Genomic DNA, 23,391 nt, shown 5'->3' with positions numbered 1-23,391 from the left:
GAGTTGCGTATGAGCGACACTAAGTCACCTAATATAAACTCTCTTTCCAAGGTTCGAAATATCGGCATCATGGCTCACATTGATGCTGGCAAGACGACCACCACGGAAAGAATACTTTTTTACACCGGTAAGAATTATAAAATCGGTGAAGTTCATGATGGCAACACCACCATGGACTGGATGCAGCAGGAACAAGAACGCGGAATTACGATTACCTCAGCCGCCACTACCTGCTTTTGGAAAGATCATAAGATCAACATCATTGATACCCCAGGGCACGTAGATTTCACTATTGAAGTCGAACGTGCTCTTCGTGTTTTAGACGGCGCTGTTGCTGTCTACTGCGCCGTAGGAGCTGTTCAGCCTCAGTCTGAAACGGTTTGGCGCCAAGCTCGTAAATATAACGTCCCCACAATTGCTTTCGTTAATAAAATGGATCGCGTCGGTGCAGATTTTAATAATGTTGTCAGCGACCTTCGCAATAAACTATCCGCCAATGCGGTACCCATTCAAATGCCCATCGGTGCAGAAGCTGAATTTTCTGGAGTCATCGACCTCATAAAAATGAAAAGCTTCACTTTTTCCGGCGCCAAAGGCGAAGAAATACTCGAATCCGCCATTCCTGAAGAACTTGCTGACGATGCAGAATTAGCCCGTGCGGAAATGATCGACTCACTTTCAGAGCTCAGCGATGAAATTGCTGATCTCTATTTAGAAGAAAAAGAAATCCCCGAAGAACTCATCATTGCAGTTTTACGTGAACACACAATTAAAAATGATTTAGTTCCGGTATTATGCGGCACTGCCTTCAAAAACAAAGGCGTTCAATGTCTTCTTGATGCCGTGCTTGCAATCCTGCCAGCTCCTAATGAACTTCCAGACAAACAAGGCCTCAACCCTAAAAATGATGAAGAGATATTACTCGCATCTAATCCCAAGGGCCCCATTGTTGCTTTAGTTTTCAAAATCATGACTGACCCATACGTTGGACGCATTACTTATGTGCGCATCTATTCTGGCTCAATTAAAAAGGGTGATAAAGTTGAAAACTTTCGCAATAAGAAAAATGAAAAAATTTCCCGCCTGCTACAAATGCACGCAAATTCTCAAGAAGACATAAAATCTGCACAAGCAGGTGACATAGTCGCAATTGTTGGCGCACGTTTTTGCACAACTGGTGATACTCTTTCCACAAATGACTTTCCTTGCGTACTAGAAGAAATGACTTTCCCAGACACAGTCATCTCCATGGTGATTGAACCTAAATCTAGTTCGGAAAAAGATAAGTTAGAAATTGCTCTCAAAGCACTTTCCGATGAAGATCCAACTTTCAATATTTCCTTTAACGAGGAAACCGCACAAACACTTATTTCTGGCATGGGTGAACTTCACCTAGAAATTATTGCCGATCGCCTAATTCGCGAATTCAAAGTAAACGCCAACACAGGTAGCCCACAAGTTTCTTACCGTGAAGCCATCCTTAAGACGGCAGAATTTACCGAGACTTTTGTTCGCGAAACTCCCAACGGTAATCTTTTCGCCGAAGTTTCACTCAAAGTCGAACCTCTCGAAAGAGGCAAAGGTTTCGTGCTCGACAATAGACTTTCTCCCGGTATTATTCCCGAATCATTTGAAAATTCTATAATCGAGGGTATAAACGAATCTTCTCGAACCGGTGTTGAACACGGTTACCCCTTGACGGACACGAAGGTTTCTATTGTTGGAGCAGCTCATCATTCGACTGATTCTAGCGATATTGCATTCAAAGCCGCAGCCTCAATTGCACTTCGCAATGCAGCTCTCAAGGCGCAACTTGTTAAACTCGAACCGATGATGAAACTGGAAATTGACACTCCTGAAGAAAATACAGGCGACGTCATTGGCGATATTTCATCTCGACGAGGTTCGGTACTCAATATGGAAAGTGTTGGAAATTTCTCGAAAATTTCTGCTCACGTTCCACTAGCAAAACTTTTCCGTTACACCACGGACTTGCGTTCGCTCACCAAAGGTCGCGCTTCTGCGTCGATTGAGCTTTCGCACTTCTCTGAAGTATCAGAAAAATAAATAATAATAACTTAACTTAATAAGTAAGGTAAAAACATATGGCTAAGCAAACCATTAGAATAAGATTGCAATCTTATGACCACGCCGTACTTGACACTTCTGCTTCAGATATTGTCAAGACTGTAAAACGTGCTGGTGCTCGTGTTGCAGGTCCTATTCCTCTGCCCACAAGAATTGAGCGTTTCACTGTAAACCGCTCACCTCACGTGAACAAGAAGGCTATGGATCAGTTCGAAATCAGAACACATAAGCGTCTCCTCGACATTATTGAACCCACACCTAAGTGCGTTGACGAGCTCAAAAAGCTTAATCTTCCTGCTGGTGTTGACATCGCTGTCAAAATTTAATAGGAGATACTTATGATTGGTATAATTGGTAAAAAATTGGGTATGACTCAGGTATACGACGACAAAGGTCTTCTTGTTCCTGTTACAGTCATTGAAGCTGGTCCTTGCCCAGTACTCGACCTTAAAACTAAGGAAAAAAATTCTTACTCTGCAATTCAAATCGGTTACGGTTCTAAGCGCGCTAAGAATGTCACTAAAGCTGTCCTCGGACACCTTGCTAAATCTAACAACCAAGAGAATCCTCCTGCTCTTATCAAAGAAATCCGCCTCGATGCAGATTCTGATAAAGAAGTCGGTTCAGTTCTCACTGTAGCAGAATTCAGCGATATTGCATACGTTGATGTTATCGGTACGACTAAGGGTCGCGGTTTCCAAGGCGTTGTAAAACGTTGGAACTTCGGTGGCGGTCGTGCATCTCACGGTGGTGACTGGGAACGTAAAGGTGGTTCCATTGGTATGTGTAACTGGCCTGGCCGTGTTTTCAAAGGCAAAAAGATGCCTGGTCACATGGGTAGTGTTCAGCGCACCTCACAAGGTTTAAAAGTTATTCAGGTTCGTCCTGAAGAAAACATCCTTATGGTGAAAGGTGCTGTTCCTGGTTTCAATGGCGGCTTTGTTGTCGTTAAGAAAGCAATTAAGAAGTAATCGGAGTATTGAATCATGACTAAAGTAAATACTGTAGACTCAAAGGGTCAAGCTTCCGGTGAATTAGAAATCAATTCCAAGTGGCTTGAATTCGAAAAAGGTGAGCAAGCTGTACACGAATCCGTTGTAGCTTTCCTCGCTAGCCTTCGTTCAGGTAGCGCTAATACTAAAACTCGTGCTGAAAAGCGCGGTGGTGGTAGAAAGCCTTGGCGTCAAAAAGGTACTGGTAACGCTCGTGCTGGCTCAACTCGCTCTCCCATCTGGACTGGTGGTGGTGTTGCGTTCGGTCCTAAGCCGCGTTCATACGCTAAGAACGTTAACAAAAAAGTTCGCCGTTTAGCTGTACGCCGTGCACTCGCAGAGCGTATCCAAGCGGAAGAACTTATCATTGTTGACGCATTCGCATTTGACAAACCTTCAACTAAAACTGCTATTGCTTTCCTCGAAAGCGTTAATGCAACAGATCGTCCAGTAATCATCCTCAGTGATGACCTTGCTGTAAACATTGAGAATCTTGAAAACACTGCAAAGTCTTTCAACAACGTTTCTCTTGTAATGACTGCATCTGAAGTTAATGCCTACGATATCCTCTCAGGTAAGAAAGTGATCATCTCCAAAGCTGCTCTCGAGCAACTTGGTGAACGTATTTCTGCGGAGGCTTAAGATGAGTAATTATAAAGTAATTAAAACTGTTGTTCTCACTGAGAAATCTTCTGCTGCAATGGAAGATCAAAACAAGTACACATTCAAAGTTGCTAAAAGCGCTAATAAGATTGAGATTGCTACTGCAATTCAACAAGTCTTTAATGTAAAAGTACAATCTGTCAACACTATGAACTACACTGGTAAGAAGAAGCGTCAGCGCACTGCCATGGCTGGTAAAAAAGCCAATTGGAAGAAAGCTATCGTGACTCTCAAATCTGGTGAGATTATTAACCTCTACTAGGAGACAGTGAAACATGGCTATTAAAACATACAAACCTACTACACCTTCTCTCCGTAATATGGTGACTGTAATTGACGAGACTATTACTCGCTCAAATTCAGAAAGATCACTTACTAAAGGTAAGAAAAGCACTGGCGGTCGTAATAACGCAGGTCGTATTACTACTCGTTTCCGTGGTGGTGGTGTCAAACGTAAGTACCGTACTATCGACTTCAAACGTAACAAAATTGGCATTCCTGCCAAAGTTGCTGAAATCGAGTACGATCCTAACCGTACTGCAAATATTGCTCTTCTTCACTATGCAGATGGTGAAAAGCGCTATATCCTCGCTCCTATTGGCCTTGAACAAGGCGACACAGTAATGAGTGGCGACAAAGCAGAATTTAAGCCTGGTAACGCGCTTAAAATTAAAGACATCCCCGTTGGTGTTATTATTCACAATCTTGAGCTTGAGCCTGGCAAAGGCGCTGTAATGGTTCGTTCTGCTGGTCAACAGGCCATCTTGCGTTCTAAAGAAGTTGACTTTGCTCAGATCAAACTTCCTTCTGGAGAAGTTCGTCTCGTTAACCTTGATTGTATGGCTACAATCGGAGTTGTTGGTAACGCAGACCACCGTAAAGCAAAAATTGGTAAAGCTGGTAAAAAGCGTTTCCAAGGCAAACGTCCACACGTTCGCGGTGTTGCAATGAATCCAGTCGATCACCCAATGGGTGGTGGTGAAGGTCGTACTTCTGGTGGTTCTCACCCGGTATCTCCTTGGGGTCAACTTTCGAAAGGTTTCAAAACTCGTAACCCTCGTAAGAACTCTTCTAAATTCATCATCGAAAAAAGGAAGAAATAAGCTATGCCACGTTCAATTAAAAAAGGTCCTTTTGTGGACTCTCATCTCGCAGCAAAAGTTGAAAAAGCTATTGCTTCAGGTGACCACAAAGCCATTAAAACTTGGTCACGCCGCTCTATGATTCTTCCTACTTTCGTAGGCTTGAATTTCGAAGTGCACAATGGTAAAGATTTCACAAGCGTTTTTGTTACTGACAATATGGTCGGTCACAAACTCGGTGAATTCTCTTTCACACGTGCTTTCAGAACTCACGGTGTTATGTCCGGTAAATAATCTGATCTTTTTCAGTTATTTATAAAAAAAGAGAGTCTTCGGACTCTCTTTTTTTTGCCCATAGCTATATAAATCAGCTTAGTAAAGGGCAATTTGAAACATATCCCAAAGGAGAGTAGTTGAATTAGACTCTTGGCTAAGCCCAGGAAATGCCTATACTAGAACATTCTAAAGACCGTAAGTTAAAACTTCATCCCCAATCCGTGAAGCTCCGCAAAGGCTTTAATGGATTGACTGCATTAAGTAATTTGGAAAAACTCTTTACATTCCTAAAATGTAATAAGTGACCTAATCTTTTCTTTCTAGTGAATCAAAGGATTATAATATTAGCACTTACTATGTTGCCTACAGGCACCCATAGGCTCGCCACAGCGAATTAAATGCATTTTACGCAACCAAGCTGATTAGCCTGTTTGTTGTTCTATGAACGGCGCCAAAGCATCAATTACGCTCGTCTGATCTAATGGTTTCAAAATAAAACTATCACTAGCCTCCAAAGCCTTAGCTCGTTGATACTCTTTAGTACTAAGAGCAATTATCTTAATATTCTTAACATGATCATCTTCTCTTAAGATACGAATAACTTCAAAGCCGTTCAATTTAGCGATCTCTAAATCTAAAAAGATTATATCAGGTAAAAAGGATCTAGATTTACGCAGAACTTCTACTCCAGTTTTTGCCTCTTCCACACTAAAGTGACAAGCTTCACAAACAGTCTTAATGATCATCCTATTCAAATCTTTATTATCTGCAATCAAAATTCGTTTATTTTCATATTCTTCATCTGCAATGGCACTTAAATCTCCTTGACATTCAAGTCCTAGCTCCACATTGGGAATTTTAAAAGTAAATACACTACCTTCATAAATGGTGCTATTCAGTCCCAAATGACCACCCATAAAGCCTAATAATTGTGTACAAAGAGCTAAACCTATACCCACACCAGTACTTTCATTAAAATCGCCATCTTGCTGCTGTTCAAACACCTTGAAAATTTGCTCTTGATGTCTTTTTTCAATACCCACACCAGTATCTTTTATCGAGATGAGTAAATCAATTCGTGCATCATCATCTATAGCTTGGGTTTTAATCTTTATTGTCACTCCGCCAGAAGCCGTGAATTTGATCGCATTATCTATAAGATGCACTAAGACTTGCTTTAACTTTAAACTATCCAAGAGCACGATATTTTCTATTGCTTCATCAAAGTCGAATTTCAAAAATAACTTTTTCTTAACACAAGTCCCTAGAAATAATAACTCAATATCCTTAAAAAATATCTTCAGATTAAGCAAGCTCACATTATCATCCATTTTACCTGATCCAGTTTTTGATAAAGCGAGTAAATCATTGAGCATTTTCAACAAAGTATTGCCTGCATTAATCACATTATCTAATAACTTTATCTTATTAAATTCAGTCTCTTTCTGCTTCAAGATCTGTGAAAAACCCAAAATAGCATTCATTGGAGTCCGAACTTCATGACTCATGTTTTTTAGAAATAAAGTCTTTGTCTTATTAGCCGCTTCAGCTTTATCTTTCGCATGAGCTAACTCTTCTGTCCTATCATTGACCAATTGCTCCATTTTATCTTGATACTGCTCAATCTGCCCAAGGATCTTATTAAAAGAGCTCCCCAATTGATCAATTTCCTCAGGAACTCCGTAGGACCCTTTTGTATTAACACGGTCCCCCTTAACGTAGTTGCGTACATTTTTTATCAAATCTTCTAAGGGTCTTGAAATTGTATATGAAAAGTATGTCCCTATTACCGTGACGACGACTAAGACAAGTATGCTATAGATAATTAGTTTCTTGAGGCTTTCATTAACGACTGCAAGTACCTCGTCATAACTTTGTGAAACCAACACTGTAAATCTACTATCGCTACAGGCACTCCCATGTCGAAGTCCATTTTGTTCGAAACGAAAACCATCACTCTCAGTTCTTAATTTCTCTTGCAGGTCTGCACTTACTGGCGTTAAAAGATCATCTTGACCGCCACTTGCAATAATCCTTCCATATTCATCAATTAACTGTGAAAAACCACTCTCACCAAAATTCAAATGAGTAATTAATGAGCTTAATTGAGATAAATTCAATTGTGCATAAATCACATATTTTAACTGGCCAGAATGATCAAGCACTGGATTGGTAAAAGAAAAAATTAAACTCTGCGGCTCTAGAGTGTAATAGGCTGGTGAGGTTTGCAGTGATTGCTCTTCAAGAGTTTTTTTAAAATAACTAGAGTACTTCACTCCACCTACATAGCCATAACTTGTTGTTGTAAGTAAATGGCCCTCTTTATCATAGAGTGATAAATTCTCAAAACTACCAATTAAATCTTTTAAGCGCTTGAGCTCTCTTCCCTTATATTCTATAGAGAAATCTTCGCCGACAAAAACTGGAGATTGAGCGATCAATCTCAAATCACGTTCTGCATTTGCGAACACTTGCTTAACATTAAAATGTATTTCGTGCGCTAGTAATTTGGAGCTTATTAAATCTTTTTCTAATAAAGATTTTTCTAGGAAGCGAATACCTCCTAAACTTAATGATGAAATGGCCGCCACACTAATTAACACAAAGTATAAAAGCACCCTATGTTTTAAACTTAAACGGCTATTTATACTCATCATTATCATCCTTATGAGAACCATTTACGAGATAGGTATAAAGTTCATTAATAATGGCATTATTTTCTTTGAACCTAACTATAACCTCACAAGTATCTGACAAGCTTTTGGGGATATTCACCAAAGGGTTAGTCATAGTCTCTCGGTCCATATATTTTTCAGCCCCTATTATCCCCGGAGAAGTCTTAAACTGGACGGCTATTTCTGCAGCCACTTGTGGGGTATTGATAAAGTCGAGAAAGCGATAAGCATTCTTTTTATTAGGAGCATTTATATTTAAACAAAGCATATCTCTCCATATGAATGGGCGATCCTGTGGGTAAACAAATTCTATATTACTATTCTCCTCTTGGTACATGAGCGCATCGCCACTGTAAGCCATCGCCATCCATATCTTTCCTTCATTCAAATCATCTAAACCTGAGTAGAGGTCCTGTATATGAGGCTCCATGCTGATGATTTTACTTGTAAACTGCCTTGCACGATCATGATCATCGCGATTGACGGAATTAACACTAGCTCCCACGCTATTCATCAATAAATAATAAATATCTGAGGGCTCATCTAATAAAGATATTTTGCCTTTGTATTGAGGGTCTGAAACCAAAAAACTAAAATCTTTGAAGGCCAAATCCACGTAACGCTTATCTACCGCAAAACCTAATAGTCCGGAACAGTAAGGAACTCCATAAGTTTCACTATTTTTAAAAAAATCATTATACTTATGATTCCCAGTAAGCTGATTTCTATCAATTTCCTCTATCAATTTTAAAGGTGTAAAAACCTGCTTAGCTTCAGTCACACCCACTATTGTTAAGTCACAAAAATCTGGCTCGGATTGCAACGTTGCAATCTGTTCATCCACTGTTTGAAATTCTTTTATAACAACTTTTATACCCGTCTCTTTCTCAAACTGTTCGATGATATTCGCAGGGGTATACTCTTCCCAATTATATAATATTAATTCATTTGACGAGTTTGTTAAAACTCCTTTTTCGATAACTGTTTCTTTACAGGAAATAGCAAACACAGCTATTAGAAGAAAGCATAATGAAACTTTTCTTTTCATTTTATTATTACACCTATTTAGAAAACATACCTGAATCATAAATTACAGCTCTTTATAATGTGATACAAACATCAACTTTCTTTACTTTTAAAGTAAGTTCCATTAAAAAATCGCTTTGATACAAATGAAGTGTGCAAAAAAAAGCCTCGTGAAAACGAGGCTTTTTGAAAGAATTTAAAGAAAGAACTTAGTCTTCTAGAGATTCAATGATTTCTGACCTTACTTTATCTTGGATAAGGTTACCTAAGTGGCCGCCATCAGGGAATACCGTAAGACGATCTCCAAAAGTAGATTTCATCCATGCAATACTACCTTCTTCATTTAAGAAATCATTTTGATTTGTGAAAACTCTTATTTTATCATTTTCTTTAAGTGCCTTGCTTACTGATCTCAAACTAACATCCTTAGCAATCTGCTCTTCAGTCAAACCGGTTTCCTTAAGCTTAGGCATCACAAACATTTTGTAGTACTCTTCCCAAGAGTACTGCCCTAAAGCCTTGTATATACCTTCTTTTGGCGTGGACTCATTATTAGCCATGATTTCTTCTTGGTAAGCACTAATAAAAAGCATATCACGTAGTGTCATACGGAAACTTAAACCAATGAGGTATTTGGCTTCTTGATCCGTAAAAGGCATTGCTTGATTATGTGTGATTTTTTCGCTATTAGCAAGAATTGCTGCAACTTTCGTTAATGTCCCTAGTACAAATCTTTCTCTCTCTTCCTCAGTCTCGAGACTGAGTGGTGAATTATAAGAGTTATCGAGTTGCTTAAGACCGTACATTAAATCCACTGGCGCATCAATTGCAATATATTTTTTGAACTTCAAAGCATCTTCTTCAGTTTCAGAAGCCGCTAAATTGAGCAGGTAATAAGCACCTAAAGAAATACCCATAACTGATCTATCGCCAAACTGACCTGAATGATTTTTCTCTAAGTCCGCATCAATTGCACCCATGAATTTTTTAATGTTTTTAATATCATTTGGTGTATAGCCTGGAAAAATGGCATCTTTAGATTTTAAAATCGGCTCAAAATTCATTAAGTTAGAAAAAGTCACTACATTATAACCTTTTAAATAAGCCATCTCAGCTAAGAACATTGGCTGACCAGAACTTCTATGAGAACCTAAGCCAGGAATAACATACATTAATGGAGCAGGCTTATCTTGTAACCAAAAGTTGTACTTAATTGTTTCACCCGTGCTTTTAACTAATAACTCGCCTTCCACTTTCCAGTTTTCAAAATCTTTTTCACGTGGCTGAAGGTATACGGCTCTGAGCGTTTGAGTTGCAGAAGTATCTTCACCTTGGAAACTAAGGGGATCAGCACTGTAACGACGAGTGACAGTATAAATCAAACGACGTAAATCATAGGGATCATAGTTAGTTTCAACTAAAGAACGATAGGCATCAGTGAAAAATGTTGCTTTGTTAAAGATCAAGAAATAATTAAGGATCTTAGTGTTGTCATTATAAATTAAAGGATTCATGAAATAATCACCAACTCTACCGACTAAATCACGATCAGAACTTGGTCCTAAGATTGGGATATAGAGGTAGAAATTATTTTCCCAACCCCACTTCGCAAAACTTTGGCCTGTATCTTGCTTAGCTGCTTTTATATTATAATGATCAGCCGCTACATCTCTAAAACCAAGAATACCAACGGTTGTATTGAGAATAAAGCGATCCGTCGTTCTCCCTAAACCATCCCAGTCAGCCTGAAATAAATTATTGAGGAAGTTTCTTGGGAAAAGAATATTTTCAAAGAAATTATCAATTCCAGTACGAGCACCTTTAGGTACAACATAGCGGTAGCCATCTGACGCTGGCTCAACAAGATAATTCATCAATTTATCATCGACGTAAAAACTCATTCTATTGGCTCTTTCAATTGGATCTGGGACCAACTCAACTCCGGGAACAATCTCGCCCTCAGGCAAAGGCTTTTCCCACTCACTATATTGCGATGTACAGGACTGCAGCAATACGAGTGCTAAACTAAATAGGGGTAATAATTTCTTCATTGACAAACTTCCTCTTATATATAAAATGTTATGTGAATTTAAGTCGCTAAATCTCGAAATCCATATTTCTGCGAAAAAAAACATGGACTTATCTCTAACTTTGAAGTGCAATCCTTAGGGAACAACGTCGTAAAGGCCCGTTGTTACTAAGTAAGCATACTTTAAAGGCCAGCGTTTCAACTCATGCCCACGACCCCAAGAATCAGAATACAAGATCTCATGTGTCTTTAAATTATATCCAATAATCATTCGCATATGCCCTCCCCAACTACCTTCACGAGCCCCCTTTTCTTCAAAGGCCCCCACCATCATTGACCAAGCTACCATACGACCACGATTAATACGCTTTATAATTTCTTTTTCAAACTTTGCCATATTGCGATCTTTTTCAGAAATCTTTTTAGCCATTGAGCGAATCGTTCCCGCACTTAAAAAATAAGGATTTTTATCATAAAAACTCACTTTTATATCGCGAATACTTAGTGCTATTCGACCTTTTTTTACTGCATCCATTGCTTTACGCGGACTCGTTCCTCCATCACTACTCGAATTCGCGACCATGGCTAGTTCGTGCATACTTACGTCCACTCCATAATGTTGGCCGATTCTCGTCAAAGTTGCGGGAACACAATAACCTTTATCTCCTTGATCAATCATAGGGATTTTAGTTATATAAACATCGCCCGTTTCAGTTTTTTTCAGAAACGCCTTTGTTTTAGACTCAGAATTAACCCTATCACTTGTGGCATAGTTACGCATGACTAAGCTAAGATAATTCGCTTCATTTTTCTTTTTATCATAACCAACTAAAAGACGAACTTCATGCTTCTGACTAATCATGAAACTATAGGCTAACCCACGCGTAGCACCATCTTTTGCAAATCTCTTGGGCTGCACACCGAAGTAGGAACTAAGTTTTTTTAGCACCTCTAGATACATTTTTTCAAAAGCATCTACACTCATTGTATCTTGATCGCCTTTATTGTACAGCCAACTATCTAAACGAACTAACTTACCGGTCGCTGTAAAGTAGGCCAATGATTCATACGCTGAAAAGCCCACTACGCTTGAATTCTTAGAGATCGCCACACGCGTATTCTCTCCTTCCCACTGGAAATCATTATATTTTTCTGCAAACTGGGATGCTGGTATATTTGTGGTTTCTTTACTTTTAAAAAGTGATTCAATTTCTGTAGCGTTTACAACGCTCAATAAGAATACACATAAACTTAAAATAATTTTCATTTCATACTCCTAGTTGATGTATAACTATTTCTGGTGGGCAATTAAAACGAATAGGGGAATTGGACGATCCTGTTCCTCGGTGAGTATAGCCCTGCATTTTTCCGTAGTTAAATTTCCCACTGGCAAACTTCCTTGCACATCGTGCACCCCAGTAAATCATCCCTACAAGCGGAAAACAAACCTGACCACCATGCGTATGCCCACACAAATAAAAATCTATTCTTCTGGCAGCTGCTTCTTCAATGATCTCTGGACTATGAGCTAAAAGCATAGTGAAATCATTTTCTTTTTTCTTTCGTAAAGCAAGTTTCAAATCATCTGTCCTATAGTAATGCGGATCATCGACTCCGGCAATAAAAAAACCCGCCCTGTACTCCAAACCACTATTGAGTAAAACTTCAATACCCAAGACTTCTAAACTTTCTAATGTTTGACTACAATCATGGTTCCCAGGTACCGCTAAAACACGGCTACGATTTTTTAAATACCTCGCCAATTGGTATGTGGGTTCAAGACAAAGCTCATCAAATACACCTTTATCATAACGAAAATCTCCGGTCCACACCACTAGATCAAACTCAAGACCATCAAGTTTCTCGATCAATTTGTCCACTAAACCTGGCACACCATCTAGATGTGTATCACTTAAATGCAAAAGGCGCATCCCAACTGCTTCTCGTGGAAGTGCTGGAAAGCGCCAATTGTAGTCGCGGACTTGAAGTTCTAAAGCATTTTTTAAACCTTTTGAGCCTAAGCCACTTAAATTTACCAAGCTCTTGATTAATCGTTTTTTAAGCGAGTCACCTTTTTTTGCTTGTTTAAGTTCGCGTAAGCTACGAGCTTCAAGACTGCTTTGATCCATTAAGCGTTTTTATTCACTTTGTAATCTTTGTCATCTTTTGAATCAACTTCAATTGAGAAGAAAACCTTTTCAGATGGTGGGATTGGATCCTGAGCTGAACCGACTGCTTCGAGTGCATCGATAACTTCTAGGCCTTCTACAACTTTACCGAAGACAGTATATCCACCATCGAGAAACGCAGTCTCACCAAAACAAACGAAGAACTGACTACCATTCGTATTAGGTCCGGCATTTGCCATAGAAAGAATACCACGAGCATCGTGCTTCGCTTCTGCATGGTGCTCATTATCAAAAGTATAACCGGGTCCACCAGTACCAGGAGATCCTGATTCTTTACCTTTTTTAGTATTTGGGCAACCGCCCTGAGCCATGAAGCCTTTTAAAATACGATGAAAACGCAAGTCTTTGTAAAAACCTGCTTCAGCTAATGTGATCATATTAGCGACTGTATTAGGAGCTTTATCTTCATAAAGTTCGGCAATCATTGTACCCTTATCGGTAATGATTTTTACACGAGGATTGGCCATAATCTATTCCTTAATTTTTAATTACTTTGTAGGGGTGATCATTTTTCTGAATGAGTGTGATCGAGAAGGTAACTTGCTCTTGTAAGGGCAAGCCATCTCTTCTAGCGCCTATAGTTTCGATCTTATCTAAAACATTTAGACCTTCTATAACACGGCCATAAACACTGTAGCCGCCATTCAAAAATTTCGATTCTTTAAAGAGAATAAAAAACTGGCTCCCATTTGTATTGGGCCCAGAATTTGCCATAGAAAGTATTCCTCTCTGATTATGGAGGAGCTGCGGGTGCATTTCGTTATTAATAGAATAACCTGGACCACCAGTTCCTGGCTGTCCACTATCAGTACCTGAACGAGAATGGGGACACCCTCCTTGAGCCATGAAGCCTTTAATAACCCGATGAAAATTCATATCTTTATAAAAACCACTTTCCACTAAAGTCACAAAGTTTGCCACCGTATTAGGTGCTTTATCTTCATAAAGCTCGGCAACCATGTCACCCTTTGATGTACTGATTTTTACCCGAGGATGCTCATAAGCTCCAATGGCTTTTTGAGTGCTATCACTTGATTCAACTTTTGTTGGGAGCGTAGCTTCTCCTTGTACTTCAATTTTTGCTTGTGACTCCGCTTTTGGCAAAATTAATTTTTCATCTCTCTCGCACGCCACAAATAAACTAAGTAAAATCAAAAATTTTATAATGCGCATATCGACTCCCCTGTGACGCTGTTATATAAATGATCATTTAATACTGCAGTCTTCATCATCGTGTATTTAAATTTTTCATCTGACACGCTAAAAAAATCTTTTCCGGAAGCTCGCAGATTTGCCATAATCAGTTATTTGAATTTTTAATTACTTTATAGGGATGATCATTTTTCTGAATGAGCGTAATCGAGAAAGTCACTCTTTCTTTTAATGGCAAGCCATCTTTTTTAGCGCCTATGGCTTCTATCTTATCTAAAACATCTAAGCCTTCTATAATTCGACCAAAAACATTATAGCTACCATTCAAAAAACTTGATTCCTTAAAAAGCATGAAAAATTGACTGCCATTTGTATGCGGGCCTGAATTTGCCATAGAAAGTATTCCTTTCTGAGTATGTCGTAATTGTGGATGTGTTTCGTTGTTAAACGAATAGCCAGGTCCACCAGTACCAGGGCGCTTACGGCTTTTATCATTAGTTCGGGAATAGGGACAACCTCCCTGAGCCATAAAGCCTTTGATCACACGATGAAAATGCATATCTTGATAGTAGCCACTCTCGACTAAACTCACAAAATTTGCTACCGTATTCGGCGCCTTATCTTCATAAAGTTCTGCAATCATGACACCTTTTGATGTGCTAATCTTGACTACTGGATGGGCATAGGTTTCGATCGCTTTCTTAGAAACTTTATCACTTCTCACTTCTTCTTTTGCTTCAGTTTTTTTATCATTACTACCACAAGCAACTAATAAACTAAAGAAAATCAATATCTTAATATATTTCATACTTACTCCCATGCGACTGGAATTCGAGGATAATCATTGACCAAGGATTCTACACCGTCTTCATCAATTAATTTCCCATTCCTACCAAAAACTATTAATGTTGGCGCAGTCATGATTTTGTATTCAGATCTTAAAGATTTAGCTCTTTTATCTGATACGATAAAAAAATCAGAACCGTACTTTTCAACCTGTTCTAAAAAATCTTCATAAGAAGGACCCACATTGACTACAACTACAGCCAAACGATAATCATACTTAATTACCATGTCACTGAGCAAACGCTCAAACTCAGGTGATTGAGGGTTATTGCTAGAGGTGAAATACAAGGCTAAAGCTTTATCTTGCAATAGTCGCAAATCAGCTTTTTCGTTATCTACATTACTAATTCCATCGGGAAACATATTTTGCATATGCGAAGACAATTTCATTTCTTCATAATTATGAATATCCGTCGAACAGGACATCAACAATAAAAACAGGGTGAAAATTAAAACTCTCATTCTCTATCCTTAAATAAAAACTGCCGCATTACTGCGGCAGTCAAATTATTTATAGCGTGTCAGCAACTTCTATGTAGTCAAATACTTCGATTTGATCACCAACTTCAAAGTCATTGAAGTTATCCAGAAGGACACCACATTCTACACCATTCGCAACTTCTTTTACATTGTCACGGAAACGACGTAAAGATTTGATCGTACCAGTATAAATGATATCTTCGCCACGATGTACACGACAGTGAGCATTGAGCTTCACTTTGCCATCACGAACTACTGAACCACAAATTTTACCTTGGTGAGCCACAAATACTTGGAGGATCTCTGCTTTACCAACGGCTTGCTCTTTGTGAGTCTTATCAAGTAAACCAGTCATCGCTTCACGAGCTTCGTCAATCAATTCGTAGATCAATGAATAAAGCTTGATTTCAACTTTTGCTTGCTTCGCAACTTTGTTGATACCAGGATTAACACGTGAATGGAAACCAATAATCTCAGCGCCAGCAGCAGAAGCTTGCTGAACATCTGTATTACTGATTGAACCTACAGCATTGGTAATAACTTCAAGGTTAATCTTCTCTGACTCAATTGTTCTCAATTCAGATTCGATTGCTTCACCAGTACCGCGCGTATCAGATTTGATAAGTACTTTGTAAATTTTCTTCTCTTCTTCATTAACTTGACTAAGCAAGTCTTCTAAAGAAGTAATACGTGGCTTCACGAGCTTTTCTTGACGCATTGCATGTATGCGTTCATCGGCAAACGTTTTCGCTTCACGCTCAGTCTTACAAGTAAAACCTTTAGCTCCAACTTCGGGAGGTCCATTTAAACCAAGAAGTTTAACCGCATCAGAAGGTCCAACCTTTTTGAGACGTTTACCCTTGCCATCAACTAAAGCTTTAACTTTACCATAAAACTCACCGCAAAGAACCATATCACCAGGCTTCAGAGTACCATTTTTGATAACCACATTTGCCGTTGCACCCATGCCTTGCTCTAGCTCGGATTCAACAACAACAAAGCTACCAGGTAAGCTCGGATTGCCTTGAAGCTCATTAACTTCTGATTCTAAATGAATACGCTCGATTAATTCATCGAGGCCATCACCAGTTTTTGCAGAAATCTTAACTACGCCATAATCACCACCCCATTCTTCTGTAAGAATACCGAGGTTTTGTAACTCAGTAAAAACGCGTTCTGGGTTGGCAGTAGGCAAGTCCATTTTATTGATCGCAATGATCATCGGACGGCCTGACTCCATAATGATTTTTAAAGCTTCTTTAGTCTGAGCATTAACGCCATCGTCTGCCGCTACGAGCAAAATACAAATATCCGTTACATCAGCACCACGCTTTCTCATTGCTGAGAAGGCCGAGTGACCAGGTGTATCGAGAAAAGTAACTTTCATGCCTTTGCGCTCGACCATACTTGCACCTGTATGCTGAGTGATCGCACCGGCTTCACTAGCTACAACGTTTGTATTTCTAAGTGCATCAAGCAAAGATGTTTTACCGTGATCAACGTGACCCATGATAGCAACAATTGGCGGACGTGCTAAGCGATCTTCTTCTTTGTCTTCAGGTTGCTCAGGATCCAAAAGCTTAACAACAGGCTTAGCCTCTTGTTGCTTCTCTCTCTTTTCTGCAACGAGCTTTAATCCACGTGATTTAAGTAAAGCTTCACATTTGTCTGCTGCAATAGATTGTGTAATAGAAGCAAAAACACGCATTTTCATGAGTTCGCTTACTACCACGTTTGGCTTTTCACCAATGGCTTCTGCAACGTCTTTTACGATGAATGGAGGCTTCATGTGAATCTCTTTCGGATCACGTGGCTCCATCTCATCTTTGTGCTCTTCTACAATTTCGATGTAATCATCTTCGAGGATTGACTCTAAAGTGAGGTCATCAAAACCCTGCTCACCAAGAAAGGCTAAAACGCCTTCAGGTGCCAAGTGCAAACGACGAGCGATTGCCAAAACACATTTTTTGTCTAAAATTACTTCTGTCTGCTTAAGTGTAATTCTGCCACCCTTCTTACGGGGGCTACCTTTACCACGACCGCCGCCAGGACGACCGCCTTGAGGTCTTTGTCTTTGATTTGCCATAATTATTTAATCTCCTATTGGAGTCTTGATTTAGCGTATTCTATAATTTCAGTGGCTTGGTCAGCGCTAATTCCTACTTCTACCAAGTCATCTGCTGAAGCTTCAGATACACCTTCTAGTGAAAGATAACCCGCATCAATCATTGTTCGTGCTTGAAATTCAGTCATATTTGGAAGCTTCATCATTGTTTGAAAAGCTTCTTGAACATGTTCATCGAAAGTGATTTCTGTGTTGTAGACATGCTTCTCTACTTCAATATCCCAATCCATCAATTCTTCAGTGAGACGGATATTTTCACCATCACGACCAACAATCGATCTGTAAGATTCTTCTGTAACCATAAGCTTGATCAAGCGACCATCGTCATCGATATCAACTTCTTCAATTGGATTCGGCTTAAAAGCTTCGCGAACGTACTGTTCTACATCTTCGCTATAACCAATAATATCGAGTTTCTCGTTATTGAGCTCTTGGCAAATTGTTTTTACACGTGAACCACGAAGACCAATACAAGCACCTACAGGATCTAATGAATCAGATGCTACAGCAATCTTTGTACGGAAACCAGCTTTACGTGCCACGCCTTTAATTTCTACAAGGCCATTAGTAATCTCGGTGACTTCACGCTCAAAAAGCTTCGTTACGAGCTTAGCATCAGTTCTTGAAAGAACGATACTTGGACCACTCTTGCGTGGGTCAATTTCTTTAAGGAGTGCAGTAATGTGATCACCGTTATCAAAACGCTCACGAGGTACGCGATCCATTTTACCTAGGCTACCCTGAGCACGACCGAAATCAACAATCAATTCATTTTTCTCGAAGTGACGCACTGTACCAGAAATAAGCTCACCAACCATGTCAGTATACTCTTCAACAACGCGCTCTTTCTCAAAAGTTCTAAGACGTTGCATAATTGCCTGACGCGTGTTCTGAGCAGCAATACGACTCATTTGATCTGGCTGAAGTGTCCACTTCACAACATCGTCAAGTGCGACTTCTTCGCCGTACTCTTTTTGTGCAGCGGCTAAATCAATCTCATTACGCTTATCAAGAACTTCGTCAACTACAGTAACATCTGCAATAATCGTCACATCACCTGTACGGCGATTGATTGTAACCTTGATTTCTGATTCTTCATCAACCTCTTTTTCGTAGACTGATGCCATTGCATCTTCAATGAGGTCAAAAAGTATCGCCTTATCGATGGCTTTTTCCTGCTCCAGGTATTCAACCATTGCAACAAGTTCACTATTCATATTCCATTCCTAACATTCAATATATTAAAATCTAAGCATACAAAAAGGGGGTTAAGAAACCCCCCTTGCGTAATACAGGTTTAAAAAACTAGTGATTAAGTTAATCTAAAAGGACTTTTTTGCAAACCCCTATACTATGTAAGGCAAACTCTTTTTAAAAGTAACTTTAATCTTTTTCGACATGATACTTCAAGACCAACAAATTCAGAATTTTTACGCTCCACACATTATCCTTTGGAAACTCAAAACTAAAGAGCTCCAAGGCTTTGCCGATGAGCTAAACAAAACAAGTCTCGAACAAGTCATTATTGGCTTTGATCGCTACACTTGGTCAGATATCAGTAGTGGACAAATGCCTTCACAGCTCATGCCGACTTACTGCGCCGATTTTATCACTATACTCAGCAGTCAATCAGACGCCATGAAAACCTTTGAAAAATACGCAGAAATCAGCTCATGTACTCCACTCTCGGAAGCTTCTATCAAAGACCTTAGTTCGGCAGAAGCTAGCAACACTAGTGAACCCGACTTCGATAACTCTGCGTACTTAATAATCGAAGGCGATGAAATCCACTGCACGACTCAGCCCTACGAGTTCGAAGGAAATATTGAGGGCTGTTTTTTCATTCCTTCAAAAGAACTATCTTGTGACCTCCACAACAGAGTCCGTGACAAAGAAAAAATCGATATCGAAACCGGCCCCAAAATCCGCTGCTAGGAACCCTCAATATGCCAAAATTAGCCCTCCTCCAAAGCCGTGACTATGGTTCCCCAGAAGCCAATAAAACTCAACACCTCGAACTTATTGCGAATGCCGTAAAACAAGGTGCCAATATCATTTGCAGCCAAGAGCTTTTCCTTAGCAACTACTTTTGTCGTGAACAAAACACAGATAATTTTCAATACGCTCAAAAAATTGATAAAAGCTTACTTGCAGATTACCAAATAATCGCCAAAGAATTTAACTGCGTCCTCGCACTTTCATTTTTTGAAGAGGCCTTAAATGGAGTTTACTACAATAGCGCCGTCGTGATTGATGCCGATGGTAGCTACTTAGGAAAATATCGCAAGATGCACATTCCTCAAGACCCCTATTTCGAAGAAAAATTCTACTTCAGCCCCGGCGATCTTGGCGTCCCTGTTTTCGAGACTAAATTTGGAAAAATTTCCGTCATTATCTGCTGGGATCAATGGTTTCCCGAAAGCTCACGCTTGGCCTGTCTCGCTGGTGCCGAAATCATCCTTGTCCCCACTGCTATTGGCTGGCTTCCCGACGAAAAAACCGAACTCGGCCGAGCCCAACAACACGCCTGGACCCAAGTCCAACTCGGCCAAGCGGTCGCCAACTCATGTTACTATGCAGCCGTGAATCGCGTCGGCATTGAAGATCCCATCGAATTTTGGGGACATTCATTCATCTCCGACTTTTACGGGCAGACTCTTGCACAAGCTAGTGATGACCAAGAAGAAATACTTTTCGCAGACCTCGACCTCAGCAAACTACGTGAACATCGCCAAATCTGGCCTTTCTTACGCGATCGACGCATAGATAGTTATTCAGATCTAAACAAACGTACGATCGAATCATGAGCATGCCTGCTGAATGGCATCCCCAATCCGCTATTTATTTGGCTTGGCCCTGTTCAGATAAAATATGGAGTCATTCGCGTCCGCAAATCTTAGAAGATTTCGCTAAACTCATTTCGGCCATTTCAGATTTCACCAAGGTAAAACTTCTTTGTGAGAAAAGCTTCCAAGAGCAAGCAAAACATCATATTGGTTCACTTAACAATATTGAACTTATCGACCTTGCCACCGACGATGTTTGGTGCCGCGATTTCGGCCCTATCTTTGTCAAAAATCCAAAGAAAGAAGTTCACATAATCAATTGGGATTTTAATGCCTGGGGCGGAAAATTTGCGGACTACGCAAAAGATAATGCCATCGCAAAACAAATTGCGACAATCAACGCTATTGATTGCATTAGCCCCGACTTCATTCTCGAGGGTGGAGCTATTGAAGTCAACGGCCAAGGTCTTGCCATCTCCACCGAGAGCGTCATCTACAATACAAATCGCAATCCAGCGCAATCAAGACCAGCACTCATCGACGCAATCAAGGAACATTTTGGTGTCAGCGAAATCATTATGCTAGAGGGCGGACTCGTCAACGACGACACTGATGGTCATATCGACAATATTACACGCTTCTTCAAAGAAGACGGAGTCTTAACTTGTACTTGTGATGACCGCAATCCCAACTTCGAAACCCTCCAAAAAAACCTTAAGCAACTACAAAATTTCGAATCAGCACATGAAAAATATCTAGAGATCGTAGAACTCCCTCTTCCTGACCCCATCTACCTAAACGGCGAGATCCTCCCCGCCTCTTACGCCAATTTTCTTATTTCTAATCAAGCAGTTTTCATACCTGAATTTGGACAGACCCGCAAGGATTTAGAGGCACAGGAAATTCTTCAACAATGCTTCCCAGATAAAAAAATTATCCCCATTGATTGTCGCCTTTTCGTCATCGAAGGCGGTGGCATACACTGCCTCAGCCAGCAAGAAATCACTCTTTAAAAAATCTCAAGCACTAGGCTTCCAATCCTCGCTATAAATAACTTGTATTTAGATGCACGCGCGTTACTTTCCACACTTTCTTAATTTTAACTTCTGGAACAACGACAATGGATAAAATCGGTGTCTTGGATTTTGGTGGACAATATGCCCACTTAATCGCCAACCGCGTTCGTCGAATGGGTGTTTACTCAGAAATCGTTTCCCCTACTGCAGAACTCAGTACACTAAGTTCTTATAAGGGTCTCATTTTTTCTGGTGGCCCTTCAAGTGTTTATGCAGCAAAATCTCCTTCTTTCAACAAGGACATACTCAATTTCAATGGCCCAATCTTAGGTATTTGCTACGGTCATCAACTCATCTGCCATATTTTAGGCGGAGAAGTAAAACCCGGAACCGTCAAAGAATACGGAATTGCACGCGTTGCAAAATCTTTTGACTCACCACTCTATAAGGGTCTTAGCGATTCCGAAGTCATGTGGATGAGTCACGGCGACTCTGTGGCACAAATCCCTGATGGTTTCGAAATCACGGCCTCCACTCCTGACTGTCCTGTGGCCTCTGTACAAAATCTTGAAAAGAAAATTTTCGGCCTCCAATTTCACCCAGAAGTTACCCACTCCAAGAGCGGCCTTGCCCTCATGAAAAACTTTCTCAAAGAATGTGGATGTACTTTCGATTGGGATATCAAAGCCTTCATGCAAGCGAGTATCGATAATATCCGTCACGAATTTGCTGGTAAAAAAGTTTTCTTACTCGTAAGTGGTGGCGTCGACTCAAATGTCGCATTTGCACTTCTCAACAAAGCTTTAGGCGATGAAAACGTGTATGGCCTTCATGTCGATAATGGCCTCATGCGTAAAGATGAATCCGCTTGGGTTAAAGAAGAACTCAAACTTGCTGGTTTCGAAAATTTCCACGTTGTTGATGCTGGTGAAACTTTCCTCAAAAATCTTGCCGGCGTAAGTGAGCCACAAGCTAAACGTATCATCATTGGTGATACTTTCCTCGATGTGAAATGTGAAGCTGTCGAAGAATCTCATTTAGTTGACGATACCTGGCTCCTTGGCCAAGGCACAATTTATCCTGATACAATTGAATCTGGTGGAACTGAAAACTCTCACCTCATCAAAACTCACCACAATCGTGTTGACCGTATCCAAGAACTCATTAATCAGGGTAAAGTTATTGAGCCACTTGCTGAACTTTATAAAGATGAAGTTCGCGAACTCGGCGAACTGCTTGGTCTTCCTCACAAACTCGTATGGCGTCACCCCTTCCCTGGTCCTGGCCTAGGTGTACGTATCCTCTGTTCTGATACTGAAGAAACTGATGATTACTCAGCTGCTGAAGCACGCATCAATACTTTCCTTGAGAAATTTAATGTTACTGGCCGCATCCTTCCGGTGAAAAGTGTTGGTGTCCAAGGCGACGCTAGAACTTATGCTCACCCCTGTGTTATCACTGGCGAAGCTGATTGGGAAGTGCTCGAAGAAATCTCGACGTCACTTACTAACCGCTTTCCAGAAGTCAACCGCGTTATTTATAACGTCGGTGGCGATGATTGGTCTGGCGATATCCTTCTTAAGAAATGTGATACGAGTAAAGACCGTCTTGATCGCCTACGTGAAGCCGATCAAGTCGTGACTGATTACCTTTTCGAGAAAGGTCTTTATGAAAGCATTTGGCAAATGCCTGTTGCGCTCATTCCAGTTGGACGTAATAAGGGTGGTGAATCTTTAGTACTTCGCCCCATTAACTCCACTGAAGCAATGACCGCTAGCTTCTCGCGCATTCCGCAAAATCAACTCCAAGAGATGATTAGCGAAATTCGCAAAAAAGCAGATTTTGATGGCATCTTCTATGATGTCACCAATAAGCCTCCTGGCACTATTGAATGGGAATAGATCCCCTTAGCTAGTCCACAAAAAAGCGAGCTGAATTCAGCTCGCTTTTTTTATGCTTATTCGAA

Annotated in this window: 22 protein-coding genes; 11 read left to right on the top strand and 11 right to left on the bottom strand. The window is 40.2% G+C overall.

Going from position 1 to position 23,391, the window contains the following annotated elements; translation table 11 throughout:
- The first annotated feature begins 9 nt into the window (after window positions 1–9).
- Genes fusA through rpsS form a run of 7 tightly spaced genes read left to right on the top strand, consistent with a single transcriptional unit; the run spans window position 10 to window position 5,119 of the window.
- On the top strand, window positions 10–2,067 hold the full coding sequence (gene fusA, locus PQO03_RS12800; protein ID WP_274153585.1) for an elongation factor G: 2,058 nt from the start codon (window positions 10–12) through the stop codon (window positions 2,065–2,067).
- Between the two features lie 38 nt (window positions 2,068–2,105).
- Complete coding sequence (gene rpsJ / locus PQO03_RS12795) at window positions 2,106–2,414, top strand: 30S ribosomal protein S10 (RefSeq protein ID WP_274153584.1); 309 nt, start codon at window positions 2,106–2,108, stop codon at window positions 2,412–2,414.
- A gap of 12 nt (window positions 2,415–2,426) precedes the next feature.
- Window positions 2,427–3,059: a 50S ribosomal protein L3 gene (gene rplC, locus PQO03_RS12790; RefSeq protein ID WP_274153583.1), complete on the top strand. Its 633-nt coding sequence runs from the start codon at window positions 2,427–2,429 to the stop codon at window positions 3,057–3,059.
- Between the two features lie 15 nt (window positions 3,060–3,074).
- Window positions 3,075–3,722 carry a 50S ribosomal protein L4 gene (rplD, locus tag PQO03_RS12785; RefSeq protein ID WP_274153582.1) on the top strand — a complete coding sequence of 216 codons (648 nt, stop codon included), beginning with the start codon at window positions 3,075–3,077 and terminating at the stop codon, window positions 3,720–3,722.
- Between the two features lies 1 nt (window position 3,723).
- Window positions 3,724–4,005: a 50S ribosomal protein L23 gene (gene rplW / locus PQO03_RS12780; RefSeq protein ID WP_274153581.1), complete on the top strand. Its 282-nt coding sequence runs from the start codon at window positions 3,724–3,726 to the stop codon at window positions 4,003–4,005.
- Between the two features lie 13 nt (window positions 4,006–4,018).
- A complete protein-coding gene (gene rplB / locus PQO03_RS12775; protein WP_274153580.1) occupies window positions 4,019–4,846 on the top strand; it encodes a 50S ribosomal protein L2 in 828 nt (275 codons plus the stop codon).
- A gap of 3 nt (window positions 4,847–4,849) precedes the next feature.
- The gene (gene rpsS / locus PQO03_RS12770; protein ID WP_274153579.1) at window positions 4,850–5,119 is read left to right on the top strand and encodes a 30S ribosomal protein S19; all 270 of its coding nucleotides are present in this window, start codon (window positions 4,850–4,852) and stop codon (window positions 5,117–5,119) included.
- A 404-nt stretch (window positions 5,120–5,523) separates the two neighbouring features.
- Here rpsS and PQO03_RS12765 read toward each other — a convergent pair whose 3' ends face one another.
- The 11 genes from PQO03_RS12765 to nusA all read right to left on the bottom strand — a co-directional run bounded on the left by PQO03_RS12765 (window position 5,524) and on the right by nusA (window position 18,840).
- Window positions 5,524–7,758, bottom strand: coding sequence for a hybrid sensor histidine kinase/response regulator (locus tag PQO03_RS12765; RefSeq protein WP_274153578.1), 2,235 nt, complete (start codon window positions 7,756–7,758; stop codon window positions 5,524–5,526).
- Entirely contained in the window at window positions 7,742–8,824 is a 1,083-nt protein-coding gene (locus PQO03_RS12760) for an ABC transporter substrate-binding protein (protein ID WP_274153577.1), read from the bottom strand. The genes PQO03_RS12765 and PQO03_RS12760 overlap by 17 nt, the downstream gene beginning before the upstream one ends.
- 187 nt (window positions 8,825–9,011) lie before the next feature.
- Entirely contained in the window at window positions 9,012–10,853 is a 1,842-nt protein-coding gene (locus tag PQO03_RS12755) for an MlaA family lipoprotein (protein ID WP_274153576.1), read from the bottom strand.
- 114 nt (window positions 10,854–10,967) lie between these two features.
- Window positions 10,968–12,098: a C39 family peptidase gene (locus PQO03_RS12750; RefSeq protein WP_274153575.1), complete on the bottom strand. Its 1,131-nt coding sequence runs from the start codon at window positions 12,096–12,098 to the stop codon at window positions 10,968–10,970.
- A gap of 1 nt (window position 12,099) precedes the next feature.
- Window positions 12,100–12,960: a metallophosphoesterase gene (locus tag PQO03_RS12745; RefSeq protein WP_274153574.1), complete on the bottom strand. Its 861-nt coding sequence runs from the start codon at window positions 12,958–12,960 to the stop codon at window positions 12,100–12,102.
- Complete coding sequence (locus PQO03_RS12740) at window positions 12,960–13,487, bottom strand: peptidylprolyl isomerase (RefSeq protein ID WP_274153573.1); 528 nt, start codon at window positions 13,485–13,487, stop codon at window positions 12,960–12,962. Before PQO03_RS12740 ends, PQO03_RS12745 begins: the two co-directional genes overlap by 1 nt.
- Before the next feature lie 10 nt (window positions 13,488–13,497).
- The gene (locus tag PQO03_RS12735) at window positions 13,498–14,193 is read right to left on the bottom strand and encodes a peptidylprolyl isomerase (RefSeq protein ID WP_274153572.1); all 696 of its coding nucleotides are present in this window, start codon (window positions 14,191–14,193) and stop codon (window positions 13,498–13,500) included.
- A 127-nt stretch (window positions 14,194–14,320) separates the two neighbouring features.
- Entirely contained in the window at window positions 14,321–14,980 is a 660-nt protein-coding gene (locus tag PQO03_RS12730) for a peptidylprolyl isomerase (RefSeq protein ID WP_274153571.1), read from the bottom strand.
- A gap of 2 nt (window positions 14,981–14,982) precedes the next feature.
- Entirely contained in the window at window positions 14,983–15,480 is a 498-nt protein-coding gene (locus PQO03_RS12725; RefSeq protein ID WP_274153570.1) for a thioredoxin family protein, read from the bottom strand.
- Window positions 15,481–15,529: 49 nt separating this feature from the next.
- Complete coding sequence (gene infB, locus PQO03_RS12720) at window positions 15,530–17,584, bottom strand: translation initiation factor IF-2 (protein ID WP_274153569.1); 2,055 nt, start codon at window positions 17,582–17,584, stop codon at window positions 15,530–15,532.
- Window positions 17,585–17,598: 14 nt separating this feature from the next.
- Window positions 17,599–18,840 (bottom strand): transcription termination factor NusA, encoded by a 1,242-nt coding sequence (gene nusA / locus PQO03_RS12715; protein WP_274153568.1) that lies wholly within the window; start codon window positions 18,838–18,840, stop codon window positions 17,599–17,601.
- A 181-nt stretch (window positions 18,841–19,021) separates the two neighbouring features.
- Between nusA and PQO03_RS12710 the strand changes: the two genes are divergently transcribed.
- From PQO03_RS12710 to guaA, 4 genes are all read left to right on the top strand, one after another.
- Window positions 19,022–19,558, top strand: coding sequence for a hypothetical protein (locus PQO03_RS12710; RefSeq protein ID WP_274153567.1), 537 nt, complete (start codon window positions 19,022–19,024; stop codon window positions 19,556–19,558).
- Window positions 19,559–19,569: 11 nt separating this feature from the next.
- Window positions 19,570–20,430 carry a carbon-nitrogen hydrolase gene (locus PQO03_RS12705; protein WP_274153566.1) on the top strand — a complete coding sequence of 287 codons (861 nt, stop codon included), beginning with the start codon at window positions 19,570–19,572 and terminating at the stop codon, window positions 20,428–20,430.
- Window positions 20,427–21,422, top strand: coding sequence for an agmatine deiminase family protein (locus PQO03_RS12700; protein WP_274153565.1), 996 nt, complete (start codon window positions 20,427–20,429; stop codon window positions 21,420–21,422). Before PQO03_RS12705 ends, PQO03_RS12700 begins: the two co-directional genes overlap by 4 nt.
- A gap of 107 nt (window positions 21,423–21,529) precedes the next feature.
- Window positions 21,530–23,326 carry a glutamine-hydrolyzing GMP synthase gene (guaA, locus tag PQO03_RS12695; RefSeq protein WP_274153564.1) on the top strand — a complete coding sequence of 599 codons (1,797 nt, stop codon included), beginning with the start codon at window positions 21,530–21,532 and terminating at the stop codon, window positions 23,324–23,326.
- Window positions 23,327–23,391: the final 65 nt, after the last annotated feature.

Source organism: Lentisphaera profundi (assembly GCF_028728065.1).
In the GTDB taxonomy this organism is placed as follows: Bacteria; Verrucomicrobiota; Lentisphaeria; order Lentisphaerales; family Lentisphaeraceae; genus Lentisphaera; species Lentisphaera profundi.
This window is presented reverse-complemented; position numbering and strand designations above follow the sequence as displayed.